Origin of the sequence: Flavobacterium polysaccharolyticum, assembly GCF_038739875.1 — a bacterium.
GTDB classification, from domain to species: domain Bacteria; phylum Bacteroidota; class Bacteroidia; order Flavobacteriales; family Flavobacteriaceae; genus Flavobacterium; species Flavobacterium polysaccharolyticum.
The window spans coordinates 126,647-144,278 of record NZ_JBCGDP010000001.1; the positions used below are offsets into that span (position 1 = coordinate 126,647).

A 17,632-nucleotide genomic window follows, 5' to 3' on the forward strand; every position below is an offset into this window, starting at 1 on the left:
TATGTTTGATAGAGATAAATGGAATGAGATTTTAGAAGCATTGACGGCGAATACGTTCCGAACTATTCTGACGGCTTTTGGTGTGTTTTGGGGGATTTTTATTTTGGTCATCTTGCTTGCTGCTGGGAATGGCTTAGAAAACGGGGTGAAAAAAGGGTTTGATGGTATTGCTACCAATACAATGTTTATGTGGTCACAAACCGCTTCAAAACCTTATAAAGGGTTGCCGGCTAATCGAAAATTTAATTTTAAAAATGCTGATGTTGCTGCGCTTAAAGAGAATTTTCCTGATTTGTTGTATGTCTCACCACGAAATCAGTTAGGTGGTTTTGAGGGAGCCAATAATGTGGTTCGAGGTACCAAAACAGCAGCCTATACCATTTACGGGGATTATCCAGAGTTGATCAAACAAGAGCCTATGGATATCCCAAAAGGTCGATTTTTGAACCAACAAGATATTACCTTAAAAAGAAAAGTTGCAGTTATAGGTCAAGGAGTTATCAAAGAATTGTACGGGCCAGCCGAAGAAGTAATCGGGACTTATATCAAGATTAATGGAGTAAATTTTATGATTGTTGGAGTGTACAAATCAAAATCAAATAATAGAGGTGGCGGAGAGGAAGAACAGAAAAAAATCTTTATTCCTTTTACGACTTTCCAGCAAGCTTTTAATTTTGGAGATACTGTTGGTTGGATGGCATTAACGGCCAATGATGGAGCTTCAATTACGGATTTAAAGCCAAAAATTATTGAATTTATGAAAGGCCGACATTCCATAAACCCTGCCGATGATCGTGCTATTGGGAATTTTGATTTGTATGCCGAGTTTAGTAAAGTACAAGGATTATTCTCCATACTGAGATTCATTGCCTATTTTGTAGGAACCTTAGTATTACTCTCTGGAGTTATCGGTATTTCGAACATCATGTTGATTGTGGTAAAAGAACGAACTAAGGAAATAGGTATTCGTCGGGCTTTGGGAGCTACGCCGGGAGCCATTAGAACACAAATTTTAACCGAAGCCATTTTTTTGACTATCGTTGCAGGAATGTTTGGGATAGCCATGGCGACAGGAGTTTTAGGAATCTTGAATATGATATTAGATTCCATGCCAAGCGATGACATGATGTTTGCTAATCCAAGTGTGGATTTGGCTGTAGTGTTTTTTGCTTTAATCATATTAGTCGGCTCAGGATTACTAGCTGGATTTATACCAGCACAAACGGCTATTAGAGTAAAGCCAGTAGATGCTTTGAGAACGGAATAAAAAATAAAAGTAAAACGATTAACTAATCATAAAATGAAAAAAGGAGTAACCATAACTATTTTAATTGTAATCGCACTAGTGTTTTTTGGTGCGTTGTATTATTTGTATGCCAAGAATCAAGAGCCACCCGTAGTTTTTCAAACCGATAAAACAGAAAATAAAACTATTGTAAAAACAACCATCGCAACCGGTAATATTGTTCCAGATGAAGAGGTTTTGATCAAACCTAATATTTCAGGAATCATTGAGGAAGTGTACATTAAGGCTGGAGAAACAATCAAAGCAGGTGATTTGATTGCTAAAATTAAAGTAGTAGCTAATGTTTCTACTTTGAATAACACTCAAAATCAAGTGCAAACAGCCAAAATTGATTTGGATAACCAAGAAAAATTATTTCAAAGACAAAAAACATTATTCGACAAAGGCGTGATTTCTGCCAATGATTTTGATGCAGCTCAAGTAGCGTATAAGCAGGCAAAACAGAATTATGTTGCTGCCAAAAAGAGTAACGATATTGTAAAAACTGGAACTACTTCTGGAATGGGTAATTATGCGAACACTTTGATTCGTTCAACTGTTAACGGAATGGTGCTAGATGTTCCTGTGAAAGTTGGAAATCAAGTTATAGAAAGTAACAATTTCAATGAAGGAACGACTATTGCAAGTGTAGCCGATGTAGGAAGAATGATTTTTGTTGGGAAAATCGACGAATCTGAAGTGGGTAAAATCAAAGAAAATTTACCTATTGAGATTACAGTTGGTGCTATCGAAAACAAAAAATTCGATGCGGTTTTGAATTACATTGCTCCAAAAGGGAAGACCGAAAATGGCGCAATTCAATTTGAAATCAAAGCCAAAATGACCAATCGCGATAACACCTTTATTAGAGCAGGCTTAAGTGCAAATGCTTCTATTATTTTGGAAAAAGCCGATAAAGTTTTGGCTATCAAAGAAGCTTTGGTACAATTTGATAAAAAAACACAAAAACCTTATGTTGAAGTACAAACGGGACCACAAAAATTTGTTCGTAAAGATTTGGTTTTGGGTGTAAGCGATGGAATTTATGTTCAGATAAAAAGCGGAATTAAGGCTACAGACAAGATAAAAGTATGGAATCAAGGATTGTTAACCGAAGAGCCCAAGCCGTAATTAAGCCCTACAAACTAGTTGCTAATTTTGAAAAAATGTTAAATTTGTGCAGTATATTTGTTGCACTTTCATTCCCGATTTATGAAAAAAAATAATTATTTAAGTTTAGTGTTCTTTTTGTTCGCTTCCATTGTTGGAACGGCACAAATTAAAACCTGGACTTTAGAAGAGTGTGTAAAATATGCCATAGAAAATAATATTTCTATCAAAAACACCGCGCTAGATATCAAAACTGCCGAAATTAATAAAAAAGGGGCAGTAGGAAATTTTATTCCTTCTTTAAATGCTAATACTTCACACTCATGGAATATTGGTTTGAACCAGGATATTACGACCGGTTTACTCCGAAATCAAACAACTCAATTTACTTCTGTAGGCGGAACATTAGGAGTTGATATTTATAAAGGCTTGCAAAATCAAAATACATTACGTAGAGCCAATTTAGCAATTGTTGCCTCAAAATACCAATTGCTTAAAATGCAAGAAGATATTGCTTTAAATGTTGCGAATGCCTTTTTGCAAATTTTGTTTAACAAAGAAAATTTAAAGGTACAAAATGAGCAATTGGCGATTAGTGAAAAGCAATTGGCACGTTCAGAAGAGTTGGTAAAAGCCGGATCAATTCCAAGAGGGGATGTTTTGGATATTAAAGCAAACGTTGCGACCAATAAGCAAAATGTAATCACTGCCGAAAACGCTTTATTGATTTCAAAATTGAGTTTAGCGCAATTGTTACAGTTAAAAGACTTTTATGATTTTGATGTGGTAGATACTGAAAACATCAAAGATGAAAACAATATATTGGCCCAACCTGCTACGGCCATTTATGATAAAGCAAAAGAATCAAGAACCGAGTTAAAAATTGCTAAAACAAATTTAGAAGTAGCTCAAAAAGACTTGGATATCGCCAAAGGAGCTTTTCAACCAACTGTACAAGGTTTTTACAATTACAATACAAGGATTGCCTATGCTGATAGAGTTGGGCTAGATCAAAATGGAAATCCAGTTTCCCAAGCTGCTTTACCTTTTTGGGATCAATTTAGAGATAATAAAGGACAGGCATTTGGTGCACAATTATCAATTCCAATTTTTAATGGATGGTCAGTGAAAAATAATGTTGAGCGTAACAAAGTCAATTTAGAGAAATCTAAAATAGCTTTAGAACAACAAGAATTAGATTTACAAAGAAATGTATATACTGCATTTACGGATGCTAAAGGGGCTTTAAAAACACACGAATCGGCTATTGTTGCCTTGGAGTCTAGACAAGAAGCGTTCAATTACGCGAAAGAACGTTATGCGGTGGGGATGATGAATTCCTTCGATTTTAATCAAGCACAAACGTTGTTGACTAATGCGCAATCTGAAGTGATTCGAACCAAATATGACTATATTTTTAAAATTAAAATACTCGAATTCTATTTTGGAATTCCAATCTTAAAAAACTAATACATTATGTCTAAGAAAACTATTTATATACTTTTAGCCGTTGTCGTTGTCTTAATAGGAACCTTAGTTTGGCTTTCCAAATCGGGAGTAATTGGAAATAAAGATAAAGGAACCGAAATTGAAATTGCCAATGTAGCTGCATCAACCATTGTAGAAACGGTTTCTGCGACTGGAAAAATTCAACCCGAAATTGAAGTAAAAATATCTTCTGAAGTATCTGGTGAAATCATTGCATTGAATGTAAAAGAAGGACAAGTGGTGAAAAAAGGAGATTTATTGGTTAAAATAAATCCCGATTTATATACCTCTAGTTATAACAGAACGATATCCAATTTGTCAGGAACCAAAGCTGGTCTGAGTCAATCTGAAGCTTCCTACAAAGAAGCCAAAGCCAATTATGATCGAAACAAATCATTGTATGACAAAGGTATTATCTCTAGAGCAGATTGGGATAAAGCGATAGCTTCTTTTGAAGTGGCTAAAGCCAATAAACAGAACGCTTATTACAACGTACAAAGTGCTTCTGCGACTGTGCTTGAAGCCAAAGATAACTTAGGAAGAACAACTATTTACGCTCCTGCCGATGGTACAATTTCTGTATTGAATGTAGAATTAGGGGAACGTGTTTTGGGAACGCAACAAATGGCAGGAACAGAGATTTTGCGAGTAGCCAATTTGAACAATATGGAAGTTGAAGTAGATGTAAACGAAAATGATATTGTAAAAATAAAAGTTGGTGACAAAGCTAATGTAGAGGTAGATGCTTATTTGAAAAAACAATTCAAAGGAATTGTAACTAGTATTTCAAATTCAGCTAGTTCTACTTTAACGGCCGATCAAGTGACTAACTTTAAAGTAAAAGTTAGAATTTTGAAAGAGTCTTATCAAGATTTATTAGAAGGTAAGCCAAGTACTTATTCACCTTTTAGACCTGGAATGACTGCTACAGTTGATATTATTACCAATACTAAATCGAACATCTTAACTGTACCAATTAGTTCAGTAGTTGTAAAATCAGATACCGCTGCGGTAAAAGAAATTAAAGTAGAAGATCCCAACGAAGAAAAATCAAAACCGAAAAGCGATAAAAAATTCGAATGTGTTTTTGTGAAAGTTGGAAACAAAGCGAAGATTAGAATTATTAAGACTGGTATCCAAGATGATACCAATATTGAGGTTTTGTCGGGATTGAAAAAAGGCGATGTGGTTATTACAGGGCCTTATACAACGGTTTCTAAAGAGCTCAATTCTGGCGATAAAGTCTCTTTAAAAACAGACAAAGCAAAAGAAGGAAAGAAATAAAATAATAGTCTAACAGCTTAAAAAATCACGATCGTCAAAGAAGATTGTGATTTTTTAAGTTTATATAATTTACGTTTTGGCATACCTATTAAATATTGAAACAGCTACTAAGAATTGTTCCGTGTCTTTAGCCAAAGATGGGAGTACACTTTTATGCAAAGAAATGGCAGATGAAGGATATTCTCATGCCGAACGCTTACATGTTTTTATAGAAGAAATAATTCAAGAAGCAGGAATTGCATTTCAAGACCTTAGTGCCATTGCTGTGAGTCAAGGCCCTGGTTCGTATACGGGATTACGAATTGGAGTTTCGGCGGCCAAGGGCTTGTGTTATGCCTTGGATATTCCGTTGATTGCGATTGATACCTTACAAACTTTAGCCAGACAAGTAAAGCAAAAAGAGGGTTATATTGTTCCAATGATTGATGCTAGAAGAATGGAAGTATATAGTGCTATTTTTGATGCAAATTATGATCAAAAAAGAGCCATTCAAGCCGAAGTAATTACCGAAAATTCGTTTGCTGATAGCAAGGAGACTATGTGTTTTATTGGAGATTGTAACGAAAAATGTAAAACGGTACTTTCCGCTCCCAATTTTGTTTTTTTAGAAGGGATTCAATATCCTTCTGCTAAAGAAATGAGTGCTTTGAGTTTTGATAAATACCAAAAAAGCGACACCGTAGATGTCGCTTATTTTGAACCTTTTTACTTGAAAGATTTTATGATTACTACCAAAAGTAGTTATTAATTTTTAGCCGAGGATTCTCGGATATAAGGTTGGATTACAATACCAGCAGCATCAAAAGCTAATTTGCAATTTTCTAACGTTTCTGAAAAGACAGTGCCAAAATCCTCATTTTTAGCCCACGGACGCACTGCTAGATGAATGGCGTTATCGGTTAGATTTTTTACGCCAACCTCAGGTGCTGGGTTGGACAATACTTTTGGATTACTTCGCATAACTTCTGCAATAATCTCTTTAGCTTTCTTGATATCCGTTTCATATGAAATGGCGATAGTCAAGTCGGCTCTGCGTTGCCCTTGTGTCGAATAATTGATAATAGTTCCGTTGGATAAAATACCATTTGGGATAAAAATGGTTTGATTATTTGCGGTAACTAGTTTGGTTACAAAAATTTGTATTTCTAAGACCGTGGCAATCTGACCTTGTGCTTCTATAGTATCGCCAACTTTGAAGGGTTTAAAAAGAATAATTAACATTCCTCCAGCAAAATTAGAAAGAGAGCCTTGAAGCGATAAACCAACGGCCAATCCCATAGCTCCTAATATGGCAACAAAAGAAGAGGTTTCTACACCAAGCTTCGATATAAAAGCAATAAATAATAGGATTCGTAAAGCCCAAATTAAAATATCGGCTAAAAATTTAGTGAGTGTGGGATCTAAATCTCTCTTGATCATTATTTTTTTGATCAACCGAGTGATTAATCGGATAGCGTAAATACCGACAATTAGAATTACAAATGCCGAAATGATTTTAGGAGAATAATCAAGAATTGCATTCCAAAGTAGTGATGCGTAATTGGTTAATTGGTTTGGGTTTACTTCCATAATATCTGTTTTTTTAATTAAAAAAACCTTCTCAAGAGAAGGTTTAATGATATACAAAAGTACAATTTTTTAGAAATTATTTTGTAGCATCATCTACGTCTTTTTTAACTTCGTCTGTCTTTTCCGTCACATCTTCTGCGGCTTTCTCTGTTGCTTCTGAAGTTGTTTCTTTTACTTGATCCACCAAGTCTCCTAGCGTTGTTTCAGCTTTATCCGCATATTCGCTGATAGTTTCTTTGGCTTGATTGGCATATTCCCCCGCTTTTTCTATAACTGGAGCAGCTGCAGTACTTACTTTATCAATAGTTTCATCAGCTAATTTTTCTGCTTTTTCAAGGTATGGCGCAGCGGTCTCTTTTGCCTTCTCTAAGGATTCATCGGCAAACTTAATGGCATTGTCGATATGCGGTGCTGCGGCTTCTTTTATTTCTTCAAAAGTAGATTCTGCTTCTTTCGCTAATTCTGATGCGGATTCCTTTGCCGATCCAAATAGATTTTTAAAAAATGATGATACTCCCATGGTATTTGATAGTTAAAGATTAGTATACAATAATAAACAATTTATTATGAAAATCTTTCTTTTTTAATTTTAAAATAACTGAAAATTAACTATTTATATATTTTGGAAATAAAAAAGCGCCTCATTAGAGGCGCTGAATGTGATGTAGATTGAAATTATACTGCTTCTACTTTTATATTGTCATTATTCAACATGCTTTTAAGCATATTTTCGATTCCGCTCTTTAAAGTAAAAGTTGAAGAAGGACATCCATTGCAAGCTCCTTGCATCATTACTTTTACAGTATCAGTTTGGTTGTCATAAGAATCAAAAACAATATTTCCACCATCGGCTGCTACTGCTGGTTTTACATACTCTTCTAAAATGTTGATGATTTTTTGAGAAGTTTCGTCAAGGTTGTCAAAGTTTGCATCTTTTACCTTTTCATCTTTTAATGCAATATCCAATAGTGATTCGTCTATAACCGTTCCACCGTTTTCGATGAATTGCTTTATAAACGTTCTGAGTTCTAATGTGATTTCCTGCCAGTCATTGATTTCATATTTTGTGACAGATACATAATTCTCGTCTATAAAAATTTCTTTTACATATGGAAATTTAAATAATTCTTGTGCCAAAGGTGAAGAGGTGGTTTGGTCAATGTTTTTGTATTCTACAGGAGTTTTGGTAAGCATTCTACTTACTACAAATTTCAGTGCTGCTGGGTTTGGAGTAGTTTCTCCATATACTGTGATAGGTTGTTTTTTACTTTTGTTTTCGTCAATCGTTAGGATTGTTCCTCCATCATTTACAAATTTTTCAATTTGTTCAGCTACGGCATCTTTTACATCGTCCCATTCAACAATACTAAAGCGTTCTATAGCAATAAAATTTCCAGAGATATACACTGTTTTTACAAACGGTAAATAGAATAATTGTTGCGCCAATGGAGAGTTTTTGGTCTCATCAATGTTCTTGAATTCATAGTTTTCATTTTGTGTAATGAAATCTGGAAATTCGAATTTCAATATCGTTGGATTTTGGGTTTCCTTTATGGTTATTTTTGTCATGGCTTATTATTTTTTGCAAAATTACTAAAGTTATTTTCTACTAATACCTATATTTGGTTTTTTATAAGATTAATTGATAAAAACAAGGATAATAAGCATTAACTCCACTCATTTGTCTTTTTTCTGGTCTATCGATTTCATTAATAGAATTTCTAAATGTATACAAAAATTAAGTTTTTAAGTCTGGTTCTTTTTGTAATAGGTTTTGCAAATGCACAAGAAGGCATTCCTGTTTATTCTGATTATTTATCTGATAATTATTACTTGATTCACCCTTCTATGGCTGGTGCTGCCAATTGTGCTAAGGTAAGATTGACGGCACGTAAGCAATGGTTTGGACAAGATGATGCTCCACAATTGCAAACCTTAAGTTTTAATGGACGTGTATCGGATAGAGCAGGGGCTGGGATTATTGTTTTTAATGACAAAAATGGCTATCATTCTCAAAAAGGATTAAAGGTTTCGTATGCTTATCATTTGTTGTTTTCTCGTGATGAAATTGATTTGAATCAATTGTCTTTTGGTTTGAGTGCAGGAGTAATTCAAAGTCAGTTGGATGAAACTGAGTTTTTGAACTCTGGAGATTTTGATCCTAATATTAACGGTAATATTGTTCAAAGAGATTCCTATCTAAATTTTGATTTTGGTGCTTCATACAATTATTTGAATTTTTATGCTCATGCTACAATTAAGAATGTTGTTGAGACTAGACGAGAAATTTACAGTGTCTATGAAAGTGATAATTTGAGAAAATACTTGTTGAGTACAGGTTATGTTTTTGGTGACAAAGAGCGAGTTTTGTGGGAGCCATCGGTTTTATTTCAATTGACTGATAAAACTAAGGAAAAAACAATCGATATTAACTTGAAAGCATATAAGAATCTAGATTTTGGAAGCTTATGGGGAGGAGTATCTTATCGTAGAACTTTGGATGGCGCTGAATATGTTAAGAATAATAGTGTCGCTACACAAAAACTACAATTTTTTAGCCCAATAGTCGGTTTGAACTATAATAACTTTATGCTAGCCTATACATATTCTCAAGTTGCAGGAGCTGTTCGTTTTGATAATGGAGGATATCATCAAATTACTTTAGGGTTAAACCTATTTTGCAAACGAGAAAAATACGAGTGTAATTGTCCCGCTATTAATTAATTTCTTCAAATTTCAAGTTATGTTGATTAAATCTGTAAATGGAAAATCACCGCTAATTCCAGCTGATTGTTATGTTGCCGAAAATGCTACTATAGTTGGTGAAGTTTCTTTTGGGGAGTCTTGTAGTGTATGGTTTAATGCTGTGGTTCGAGGTGATGTTAATTCAATTTCTATAGGCAATAAGGTCAATATTCAGGATGGAGCTGTAATACATTGTACGTATCAAAAACACCCAACAGTGATTGGGAACAATGTCTCAATTGGTCATAATGCAATTGTTCATGGCTGTACCATTCATGACAACGTTTTAATTGGGATGGGAGCTATCGTAATGGATAATTGTGTTGTCGAGAGCAATGCAATCGTAGCAGCGGGTTCTGTAATTACTCAAAATACAGTGGTACCTTCGGGAACAATTTTTGCTGGAGTTCCTGCAAAAAAAGTAAAAGATATCGATCAATCTGATTTTGCTGGCGAAATCGAACGTATATCTAATAATTATGTGATGTACTCAAGCTGGTTTAAAGAGGAAAACGAATTATAGATTGATACGCTGAAAGAATTCGTTTTTATAGCCTTCACTAATTGGAATTCGCTTGTCAGTAATCATTACTTTATTTTTTTGAATGGATTTAATATGCTTAATATTAATGATATAAGAACGATGAGTTCTCGCAAATCCTTTTGGAGAAAGCAAACCTTCTAATTTTATTAAACTAGTTAGTGTTAACGTGAACTTTTTATCGGTAGTGTAAATTTTTACATAATCCTTTAATCCTTCTATATATAAAATATCATCAAAGTTTAATTTTACATTCTCATATTCGGCTCTAACAAAAATAAAATCGTGCTCTACTTCTGGTTGTGATAAAGGCGCTTGGTTTATGGGCACTTGTGCAGGTAGGAACAATTGTTGTGCTCGAGAAACAGATTTTAAAAAGCGATGAAACGGAATGGGTTTTACTAAATAATCAACTGCGCCAAGATTAAAACCTTCTACTGCATAATTAGAATATGCGGTTGTGAAAATAATCATTGGTTTTTTTTCTAATGCGTTGATGAACTCAATTCCATTAAAATGAGGCATTTCTATATCTAAAAAAATCAAGTCAATTGTTAATGTATTGATTTTAGCCAAAGCATCAATGGCGTTTGAAAACGTGGTTACGAGTTCTAAATAGTCGATTTTCGAAACAAAGTCTTGAAGTAATTCTACTCCTAGAGGTTCGTCGTCAATAATTACGCATTTAATCTTTGTCATTTTTCTTCAATTAATTTTGGATTTTATCCAGATGTAAACTCAAATGAACAGTGTATTTATTTCCCGTTTCACTAATAGTGAGCTTGTGGGAATTGGGATATAAAAGTTTTAATCTACTTTCGATATTAGACAAACCTATACCTGAATTTTTAGGGTCGATAGTGATTTTTTCTACTTTGTTTTCTACGAAAAAATCCAAATCGTTGTCCACAATCGAAATTCTTATTTTGACATAAGCAGCCCCTTTGTAGTCGGTTCCGTATTTAAAAGCATTTTCAATAAAAGAGATCAGTAACAAGGGTTCAATAAATTTGTTTTTGGTGTCTCCGTGAATATTTATCGTGATGTTTTCGATATTATTCAGTCGTAGCTTCTGCAAATCTATATAATTCTTGATATAGTTGATTTCATTTTCCAAAAATACATATTTATTGTCGGTCTCATAGAGCATATAGCGCATAAGCTCCGAGAGGGTGACTATAGCATCAGGCACTAAATCGGATTTTTTATGAGCCAACGAATAAATGCTATTAAGCGAGTTGAATAAAAAATGGGGATTGGTTTGTTTGCGTAAATAAATTAAATCTGAAGCATTTTTTTGAGCTTCGGCAATGAGTTTATTCTGCTGATTGCTGTAGTATTCTGATAATATTTTGATAATAGTACTAATTGCAGTTAATAGAATATAGAATAAAGAAGGGAAAAATTTAAAAAAAAGAGGACGGTTTGGAGGTCTTAATCTCGGATTTGGAAAATTTGAAGGACCATTGTTTCTAATCGGTAAATCTGTTCTGAATTCCGGCATAAAATACAAGGAGCGAATAATCATAAAGAAACCTATGATAGCAACGAGGTATATAAAATAAGTACCATATTTTTTTTGAAGCAATAACTGAGGGACACAATAAAAATAGTTAAAATAAAAAACGATGATACCAGAAGCCCATTGCAGAAAAAAATCACTCGAAATTTTATATGGAGCTTCATAAAATTGTACAAGTGATGCAATAATGAAAAAACACCAAATCAAGCCTTGAACTAGATAGCTGTTTGAAGTGTTATTTTTTAATATATTGAGATTCATGCTAGATTTTGATGGCTAATAAAATGATATCTTTTTTAGTGACTGTTGGCGATAGATCGTGGTTTAATTTATCGACAACCAAAGTACCTAATTTTAAGGCATCTTTTTCGCTTACAAAGCTTTTTTCTTCACTAATTACCGGTATAATGGTTTGTTTGATGATCGTTTTGCCACCAAGTTTTATGGTGTAGCCCCAGCCATTATTGACTCTTATCGTATGGAGTTGGTACTCGTTTTTTGGGCTACAAGCATACATAAAAAAAGCGAAAACTAAGACTAGTATGTTGTTTTTCTGGTTTATATTTAAAAACTGCTGGCTATTTTGCCAGCAGTTTTTGTTTACAATATTAATTGTCATCATCGTTTTGTTCTTCTAAGGGTTTGAATTCCCAAGTGTCATCAAAATAAGAAGTTCCTGATTTTCCTAATAATATAAAACCTCTCTGATTGATAGAAAAACCAATAGCATCAGTTCTTCCAGAACCTTCTAAAGAAGTTCTCTCTTCCCAAATATCAGTACTTGGATTGTATTCCCAAATCGATTTTGCATTTTCGCCAACTGCAATGTACCCTAATCCATTCATTGAAAAACTCGAAGCATTACTTCTGGCAATGGTATAATCATCGTGATCGTCTTCGTCATCATCAAGGTTTCTTTTTCTTGTCCAAACTTCAGTTGTGGGGTCAAAAACCCAAAAATCTGTTTGATAGACTCCACTGTTGATTCCTGTCCCTAAATAAGCTTTGTTGTCAATGATAAAAACAGTAGCATTACGTCTTTTATTTCCGCTAAAGCCATTGGCTAATGTCCAAGTATCTGTGGTAGCATTGTATTGATAAAAGTCCTTTAAATGGTTTCCATCATATCCAGTTCCAAAATATGCTTTTCCACCTACTTGAAACCCTACAGCTCCATATCTAGCGGTTCCTGCAAAATCAGCTTTCTGTGACCAAGTATTGGTTTGTGGATTATACTCATAAAAGTCTTTCAAGCGATTAGTTCCATCATAACCAAGGCCTACATAGCCTTTGTCGTTCAAATCAAAAGCCGATGCAGAGCTTCTACCAACTCCAGGGAAATCTGCTTTTTGTTCCCAATAATCACCTTCGGAATTGTATGCCCAAAGGTCTTTTAGGTAATCATCGCCAGTATAGCCAGTTGTGATGAAAGCATAAGTGTCGATAACAAAAAACGCAGCACTGGATCGGGCAGGGCCATCAAAAGCGGATCTCTTTATCCAGTTTCCCATCAATTCATCATCGTCATCGTCGTTCGAACATCCAATAAAAAATAAACTGCAAATCACAGTTACTAGTAGAGTTTTTGTTTTAAAGCTATTCATAGAATTAAGTATTTATTAAAGTTTGTATTGTAAACCAATAGCCAGTAAACAGCCATCTTTTATGAGAATTGAAGTTGAATTGTTTAACGAAGAGGAAATTTTATAGTCTTTTTGAAAAGAATATCCACACTTAAAATTGGCTTTCCATCTTTCGTCGATTTGACGTTCGTAGTTGAGGCTCGAATTAATTTGTGAAAAAGTAAATTTTTCAGTTCCCTTGTTGGTATTGAATTGGTTTCCTTCGTAGGAATGATTCCAAAAGAATACATTTCGACTGTTATTTGAATAAGATATTTGACTTTCTGGAAAACCAATTGCCGCTTTTAGTTTTTCATTTACTTGAAGATGATAGGTAAATGAAGGAAGGATTTTTGGGGCACCTAATGCGGTACTCCTTAGTATTCCTCCACTCAAGCTGTGATGAGTATTGATTTTATAATCTATCAGTATTCCTCCCAATAAAAGAAAATCATTCCAGCTTGCTTTTTTGTTATAATTAAAGGCTGTGATGGTCTTAGCTCGTATTTGAAAATGGTCATTCACTTTTCGGCTGTATGCTAATCGATTTTCAATACTTGAATACTCACTATCGTTCTTGAACGAATAGGCATTTGATTCTTGATTAATATTGGTTTTCGTATAGCTCATACTGTTTTCAATCTCGTTGTTCTTTGACCAATTTTTTTTTAATGTAATTCCAAATGCATTAGTTGTAACCGTTGTTTTTTTGGTTGGCTCAGTTCTTATGTTTAAGTAAGGAGTTAAAAGTGTTTGTGCTAAATTTATTTGTGTACTTACCAAAAAGAGAACAGTGGCAATTTTTAAAAATCTCATATCATTATCTATTGGGACAAATCTAGTTTCGATTTATGGTATTAAAAAAAGAGATAGATAAGTGCCTTGTTTTGCTAGATAGAATAGTGGATTTATCCGTTGAATGAAAAATAATTTATCAAAAGCGGTTCGTAGCAAAAAACATTCTTTTTGTCGTATAGAAAGGCTTATTGGTATATGTTATACTCTAGCCTATATGGGGGTTTTTATATTTGCGAAAAAAAAAGATGTATCGATTTTTAGTTGTATTTTTTGTTTTGGCAGTTGTGATTTCCTGTGACTCTGATGTTGATGAAGGGAAATTTATTGTTGGGTCTGATTATTTATCGGTTACCAATAAAGTCTTATTGCTTGATACCTTAACGGTTGATTTGTCTACGATTCAATTGGATTCTTTAATTACATCCAATACGAGTCGAATTTTGGTTGGTAATTATTTAGATCCTCTTTTTGGAAATGTAGTTTCAGAAAGTTATTTTCAATTGTCACCGTCTACTTATGCTATTGAAGATGCCACATCAGATACGAATGCCCCTAATTACGTATTCGATTCAATAGCGATGATTTTAAAATACGATCGATATTATTATGGCGACACTACTAAAGTTCAAAATTTGTCTGTACATCAATTGACACAAAAAGTAAAACCAGTTTCTATAGATAATTCGGTAACGAGTTTTTACAACAATTCAAAATTAAAGTATGAAAGCCAAAGTTTAGGAGCATTAACCTATAAACCCAGACCGATTGGGCGAGATTCCTTAAATGTAAGATTGAATGATAGTTTTGGAAGTGCTTTGTTCTTGAAGTTACAGAAAAAAGAAATTACAGACATCAATGAATTGATCGATTATTTTAAGGGTATCGTCATCAAAAGTGGTTCTTCAAGTTCAAATTGTGTAGTTGGTTTTGGTCCCTCAAGCGTGTTACGGTTGTATTATTCAGATTCTAAATCTAAGATAGAAGAAAAGTCTTTATACAGAGATTTTACTATTGCTGATTTAAATAAGCAGTTCAATGCTATACAATCCGATCGGACTGGTACTTTGATCGAAAATTTGCCTACTTCTAGATATAATTTGCCTTCTGCCAATGTCTTCAATCAATCGTTTACTCAATCTGGGACCGGTGTTTTGAGCCGAGTGAGTTTTCCTAATTTGAAGCAACTTCAGTACATCGCGGCGAAGGGCTCAATTATTAAAGCGGAGTTATTTATTCGACCCGTGAAGAATTCGTATTCAAAGTCCTTTCCGTTGGCGGATTCCTTACAAGTCTATACCAGTGATAATTTAAATCGAATAACCTCCAGATTATACGCGAATGACGGAAGTCCTGTATACGGAATTTTAAATACTAAAGAAGATGAATTCAACGAGTCCATTGGTTATACAATACTCATTGGAGATTTTTTAAGAAAAGAAGTTTTAAAATTGACAGAAACCAAAGCTTCATTATTACTCGCGTTGCCAAGCTTTGATAAAGGAGTAAATCGAGTGGTTTTTGGTGATCAAAGCAATAAAGAAAGTAAGCTCCAATTAAAAATATATTACATTACGTATTAATGAAAAACAGTAAAATTTACGTTGCACTATTGCTATTGGTTAGCACTTTGTCTTTCTCACAAAGTGTATCCACTTCCCCATATTCTATTTATGGAATAGGCAATCTTTATCAATCCGATTTTGGTCCCATTCCTTCCTTAGGTTCTTCAGGATTGGCATTGCCGTCATCCAAATTTATTAATAATTTGAACCCTGCTTCATTTGGTTTTCTAACTGCGAATCACTTTTTGTTTGATGTGGGAGGGAAAGTTATTCAAACGGAGTATAAGAACAATGAAACTTCCGAGAGTAGAAATAATGTTCAATTTTCCCATATAGGGATCGCTTTTCCAGTAACTTCAAAATCAGGATTGAATATTGTATTAAAGCCGTATACTAGTTCTTGTTATAAGATTACTGGTTTAAAATTACCCATTGAGAATAGTATAGAAAGCTATTATTTGAGTGTTTTAGGTAGCGGTGGACTCAATAATTTTGATGTTTCTTATGGCTATCAATTGTCCAAAAAATGGGCTTTGGGTCTTACGACTTCGTTTTTATTTGGGAATACCAATGACACACGAAATTATTATGTAGGAACTACAATTACTACAATTGACAAAGACATTCATTACAACGGAATTCGGCCTGTTTTAGGACTGCAATATCAGTCTGAGGCACTTCTTAGTTTTGGTGGAGTGGTTAAGTTTCCAGCTCAAGTAAATGTTTCTAAAGTACAAACAGTAAGTACGGTCGATAACGAAGTTACAACTCCTTTGCAAACCGATGTTGCTTCCAATCAAGATGATTTTTATCTTCCTCTTGAGTTGGGAGTAGGGATGAGTGCTAAATTCAAAAACAACTTGCAACTTACTTTAGACTATGAACGCAGTTTTTGGAGTTCAACCAACCAATCTGATTTGTATGGTAATTTTGTTGATAGTAATCGATTTGCTATGGGGTTTTTATATAAAAAACCTAAAGAGCGACTCAGTTATTTTGACCGCGTACAGTATTCGGGAGGATTTAATTTTGATACTGGTTCGCTTGAGGTGAATAATAAAAAAATTGAAGATAAATCAATCTCTATTGGCTTATCGTTACCAATAGACTATACTTCTAGCGCTTTGAATATATCTTATTCGTATGGGCAAAGAGCAAAAATTAGTGGAGGTTTAATCAAGGAAAATTACCATAAACTATCGTTGAATTTGTCACTTGATGGCATTTGGTTTGTAAAAAGAAAAATAAATTAAAAGTCTTTATAAAGAACTTCATAGTTGTTTTCTAGTATATCAGAAAGAACTTTTGAGTTTGTATTGGTATAAAAAATGGGGTGGCTCTCAGTCAAATTAGAGAGTCCTACTTTTTCCTTTAAAACATTCTGTGTCTGTTTCGCAACTGCCTCTCCAGAATCAATTATTTGAATATGGGGAGGCAGTATTTTTTTTATTTGAGGAATAAGGTAAGGATAATGACTACAGCCTAAAACAAGATAATCAATATTTGCCTCAATCATTGGTGTAAGATATTCAGTCAGTAATTGATTCATTTCTGTAGAGTCGATGTTGCCGCTTTCAATTAATTGGACTAATCCGTGACCAATTTGTTCAATGATTTTGGTGTCTTGATACATCTCGACTGTTTTGTTGAATAATTCACTGTTTAAAGTGCCTTGAGTGGCAAGAATACCGATCGTTTGAGTCTTAGAATGTGTTGCCGCAGGTTTGATGGCTGGTTCAATCCCAATAAAAGGAATATCGTATTTGGCTCTTAATTCTCTAATTGCATTGGTGGTGGCAGTATTACAAGCGACTACTATAAGTTTGCATCCCATTTCTAGCAAGAGTTCTGTGTTTTTCATGCTCAATGCTATGATTTCCTGTTTGGACTTTTGTCCATAAGGAGCATTCTTACTATCGGCCAAATAAATAGTTTGTTCGTTAGGAAGCAATTGATGGATGGCTTTCCAAATAGAAGTGCCACCGATACCAGAATCAAAAACGCCAATGGGTTGGTTATTATTCATATCAACAAAGTTACTTATTTATATAAATGGTTCAAAAAAAACTGCTCCAATCAAAAGAAAGGAGCAGTTAAAGTATAGGT

General features: G+C 34.0%; 18 protein-coding genes. 9 read left to right on the top strand and 9 right to left on the bottom strand.

The window, feature by feature from the left end:
• The first annotated feature begins 1 nt into the window (after nt 1).
• From WFZ86_RS00530 to tsaB, 5 genes are all read left to right on the top strand, one after another.
• The gene (locus WFZ86_RS00530; protein ID WP_342690132.1) at nt 2-1,267 is read left to right on the top strand and encodes an ABC transporter permease; all 1,266 of its coding nucleotides are present in this window, start codon (nt 2-4) and stop codon (nt 1,265-1,267) included.
• A 33-nt stretch (nt 1,268-1,300) separates the two neighbouring features.
• Nucleotides 1,301-2,416 carry an efflux RND transporter periplasmic adaptor subunit gene (locus WFZ86_RS00535; protein WP_342690133.1) on the top strand — a complete coding sequence of 372 codons (1,116 nt, stop codon included), beginning with the start codon at nt 1,301-1,303 and terminating at the stop codon, nt 2,414-2,416.
• 81 nt (nt 2,417-2,497) lie between these two features.
• On the top strand, nt 2,498-3,865 hold the full coding sequence (locus tag WFZ86_RS00540) for a TolC family protein (protein WP_342690134.1): 1,368 nt from the start codon (nt 2,498-2,500) through the stop codon (nt 3,863-3,865).
• Nucleotides 3,866-3,871: 6 nt separating this feature from the next.
• Nucleotides 3,872-5,167: an efflux RND transporter periplasmic adaptor subunit gene (locus tag WFZ86_RS00545; protein WP_342690135.1), complete on the top strand. Its 1,296-nt coding sequence runs from the start codon at nt 3,872-3,874 to the stop codon at nt 5,165-5,167.
• 76 nt (nt 5,168-5,243) lie between these two features.
• Nucleotides 5,244-5,915: a tRNA (adenosine(37)-N6)-threonylcarbamoyltransferase complex dimerization subunit type 1 TsaB gene (gene tsaB, locus WFZ86_RS00550; RefSeq protein ID WP_342690136.1), complete on the top strand. Its 672-nt coding sequence runs from the start codon at nt 5,244-5,246 to the stop codon at nt 5,913-5,915.
• Here the strand turns inward: tsaB and WFZ86_RS00555 are convergent.
• The 3 genes from WFZ86_RS00555 to WFZ86_RS00565 all read right to left on the bottom strand — a co-directional run bounded on the left by WFZ86_RS00555 (nt 5,912) and on the right by WFZ86_RS00565 (nt 8,305).
• Nucleotides 5,912-6,736, bottom strand: coding sequence for a mechanosensitive ion channel family protein (locus tag WFZ86_RS00555; RefSeq protein ID WP_342690137.1), 825 nt, complete (start codon nt 6,734-6,736; stop codon nt 5,912-5,914). The two genes, tsaB and WFZ86_RS00555, sit on opposite strands and share 4 nt — an antisense overlap.
• A gap of 76 nt (nt 6,737-6,812) precedes the next feature.
• A complete protein-coding gene (locus WFZ86_RS00560; protein ID WP_342690138.1) occupies nt 6,813-7,256 on the bottom strand; it encodes a YtxH domain-containing protein in 444 nt (147 codons plus the stop codon).
• Nucleotides 7,257-7,411: 155 nt separating this feature from the next.
• A complete protein-coding gene (locus tag WFZ86_RS00565; protein WP_342690139.1) occupies nt 7,412-8,305 on the bottom strand; it encodes a NifU family protein in 894 nt (297 codons plus the stop codon).
• 156 nt (nt 8,306-8,461) lie between these two features.
• Between WFZ86_RS00565 and WFZ86_RS00570 the strand changes: the two genes are divergently transcribed.
• Together WFZ86_RS00570 and WFZ86_RS00575 are read left to right on the top strand one after the other, a co-directional pair.
• Nucleotides 8,462-9,460 (top strand): PorP/SprF family type IX secretion system membrane protein, encoded by a 999-nt coding sequence (locus WFZ86_RS00570; RefSeq protein WP_342690140.1) that lies wholly within the window; start codon nt 8,462-8,464, stop codon nt 9,458-9,460.
• Between the two features lie 19 nt (nt 9,461-9,479).
• Nucleotides 9,480-10,004, top strand: coding sequence for a gamma carbonic anhydrase family protein (locus WFZ86_RS00575; protein WP_342690141.1), 525 nt, complete (start codon nt 9,480-9,482; stop codon nt 10,002-10,004).
• Here WFZ86_RS00575 and WFZ86_RS00580 read toward each other — a convergent pair.
• The 5 genes from WFZ86_RS00580 to WFZ86_RS00600 are packed head-to-tail and all read right to left on the bottom strand — an operon-like array spanning nt 9,999 to nt 13,982.
• Nucleotides 9,999-10,721 (bottom strand): LytR/AlgR family response regulator transcription factor, encoded by a 723-nt coding sequence (locus WFZ86_RS00580; RefSeq protein ID WP_342690142.1) that lies wholly within the window; start codon nt 10,719-10,721, stop codon nt 9,999-10,001. The genes WFZ86_RS00575 and WFZ86_RS00580 overlap by 6 nt on opposite strands.
• 10 nt (nt 10,722-10,731) lie before the next feature.
• On the bottom strand, nt 10,732-11,805 hold the full coding sequence (locus tag WFZ86_RS00585; protein ID WP_342690143.1) for a sensor histidine kinase: 1,074 nt from the start codon (nt 11,803-11,805) through the stop codon (nt 10,732-10,734).
• A gap of 1 nt (nt 11,806) precedes the next feature.
• Entirely contained in the window at nt 11,807-12,166 is a 360-nt protein-coding gene (locus tag WFZ86_RS00590) for a DUF4907 domain-containing protein (protein WP_342690144.1), read from the bottom strand.
• Nucleotides 12,153-13,148, bottom strand: coding sequence for a Kelch repeat-containing protein (locus tag WFZ86_RS00595; protein WP_342690145.1), 996 nt, complete (start codon nt 13,146-13,148; stop codon nt 12,153-12,155). The genes WFZ86_RS00590 and WFZ86_RS00595 overlap by 14 nt, the downstream gene beginning before the upstream one ends.
• Before the next feature lie 15 nt (nt 13,149-13,163).
• On the bottom strand, nt 13,164-13,982 hold the full coding sequence (locus tag WFZ86_RS00600; protein WP_342690146.1) for a DUF6268 family outer membrane beta-barrel protein: 819 nt from the start codon (nt 13,980-13,982) through the stop codon (nt 13,164-13,166).
• Between the two features lie 227 nt (nt 13,983-14,209).
• Between WFZ86_RS00600 and WFZ86_RS00605 the strand changes: the two genes are divergently transcribed.
• Both WFZ86_RS00605 and bamG read left to right on the top strand, forming a co-directional pair.
• Nucleotides 14,210-15,544, top strand: coding sequence for a DUF4270 family protein (locus tag WFZ86_RS00605; protein WP_342690147.1), 1,335 nt, complete (start codon nt 14,210-14,212; stop codon nt 15,542-15,544).
• The gene (bamG, locus tag WFZ86_RS00610; protein ID WP_342690148.1) at nt 15,544-16,779 is read left to right on the top strand and encodes a BamG family beta-barrel-assembly machinery protein; all 1,236 of its coding nucleotides are present in this window, start codon (nt 15,544-15,546) and stop codon (nt 16,777-16,779) included. Before WFZ86_RS00605 ends, bamG begins: the two co-directional genes overlap by 1 nt.
• Here bamG and murI read toward each other — a convergent pair.
• On the bottom strand, nt 16,776-17,552 hold the full coding sequence (gene murI, locus WFZ86_RS00615; RefSeq protein WP_342690149.1) for a glutamate racemase: 777 nt from the start codon (nt 17,550-17,552) through the stop codon (nt 16,776-16,778). The two genes, bamG and murI, sit on opposite strands and share 4 nt — an antisense overlap.
• Between the last annotated feature and the right edge of the window lie 80 nt (nt 17,553-17,632).

Bases quoted from the DNA above. Each gene is read 5' to 3' on its own strand.
- WFZ86_RS00535 (WP_342690133.1), top strand. From the start codon at position 1,301: ATGAAAAAAGGAGTAACCATAACTATTTTAATTGTAATCGCACTAGTG.
- WFZ86_RS00545 (WP_342690135.1), top strand. From the start codon at position 3,872: ATGTCTAAGAAAACTATTTATATACTTTTAGCCGTTGTCGTTGTCTTA.
- WFZ86_RS00595 (WP_342690145.1), bottom strand. From the start codon at position 13,148: ATGAATAGCTTTAAAACAAAAACTCTACTAGTAACTGTGATTTGCAGT.
- WFZ86_RS00530 (WP_342690132.1), top strand. From the start codon at position 2: ATGTTTGATAGAGATAAATGGAATGAGATTTTAGAAGCATTGACGGCG.
- WFZ86_RS00575 (WP_342690141.1), top strand. From the start codon at position 9,480: ATGTTGATTAAATCTGTAAATGGAAAATCACCGCTAATTCCAGCTGAT.
- WFZ86_RS00600 (WP_342690146.1), bottom strand. From the start codon at position 13,982: ATGAGATTTTTAAAAATTGCCACTGTTCTCTTTTTGGTAAGTACACAA.
- WFZ86_RS00560 (WP_342690138.1), bottom strand. From the start codon at position 7,256: ATGGGAGTATCATCATTTTTTAAAAATCTATTTGGATCGGCAAAGGAA.
- WFZ86_RS00585 (WP_342690143.1), bottom strand. From the start codon at position 11,805: ATGAATCTCAATATATTAAAAAATAACACTTCAAACAGCTATCTAGTT.
- WFZ86_RS00605 (WP_342690147.1), top strand. From the start codon at position 14,210: ATGTATCGATTTTTAGTTGTATTTTTTGTTTTGGCAGTTGTGATTTCC.
- WFZ86_RS00540 (WP_342690134.1), top strand. From the start codon at position 2,498: ATGAAAAAAAATAATTATTTAAGTTTAGTGTTCTTTTTGTTCGCTTCC.
- WFZ86_RS00570 (WP_342690140.1), top strand. From the start codon at position 8,462: ATGTATACAAAAATTAAGTTTTTAAGTCTGGTTCTTTTTGTAATAGGT.
- murI (WP_342690149.1), bottom strand. From the start codon at position 17,552: ATGAATAATAACCAACCCATTGGCGTTTTTGATTCTGGTATCGGTGGC.
- WFZ86_RS00565 (WP_342690139.1), bottom strand. From the start codon at position 8,305: ATGACAAAAATAACCATAAAGGAAACCCAAAATCCAACGATATTGAAA.
- bamG (WP_342690148.1), top strand. From the start codon at position 15,544: ATGAAAAACAGTAAAATTTACGTTGCACTATTGCTATTGGTTAGCACT.
- WFZ86_RS00555 (WP_342690137.1), bottom strand. From the start codon at position 6,736: ATGGAAGTAAACCCAAACCAATTAACCAATTACGCATCACTACTTTGG.
- WFZ86_RS00590 (WP_342690144.1), bottom strand. From the start codon at position 12,166: ATGATGACAATTAATATTGTAAACAAAAACTGCTGGCAAAATAGCCAG.
- WFZ86_RS00580 (WP_342690142.1), bottom strand. From the start codon at position 10,721: ATGACAAAGATTAAATGCGTAATTATTGACGACGAACCTCTAGGAGTA.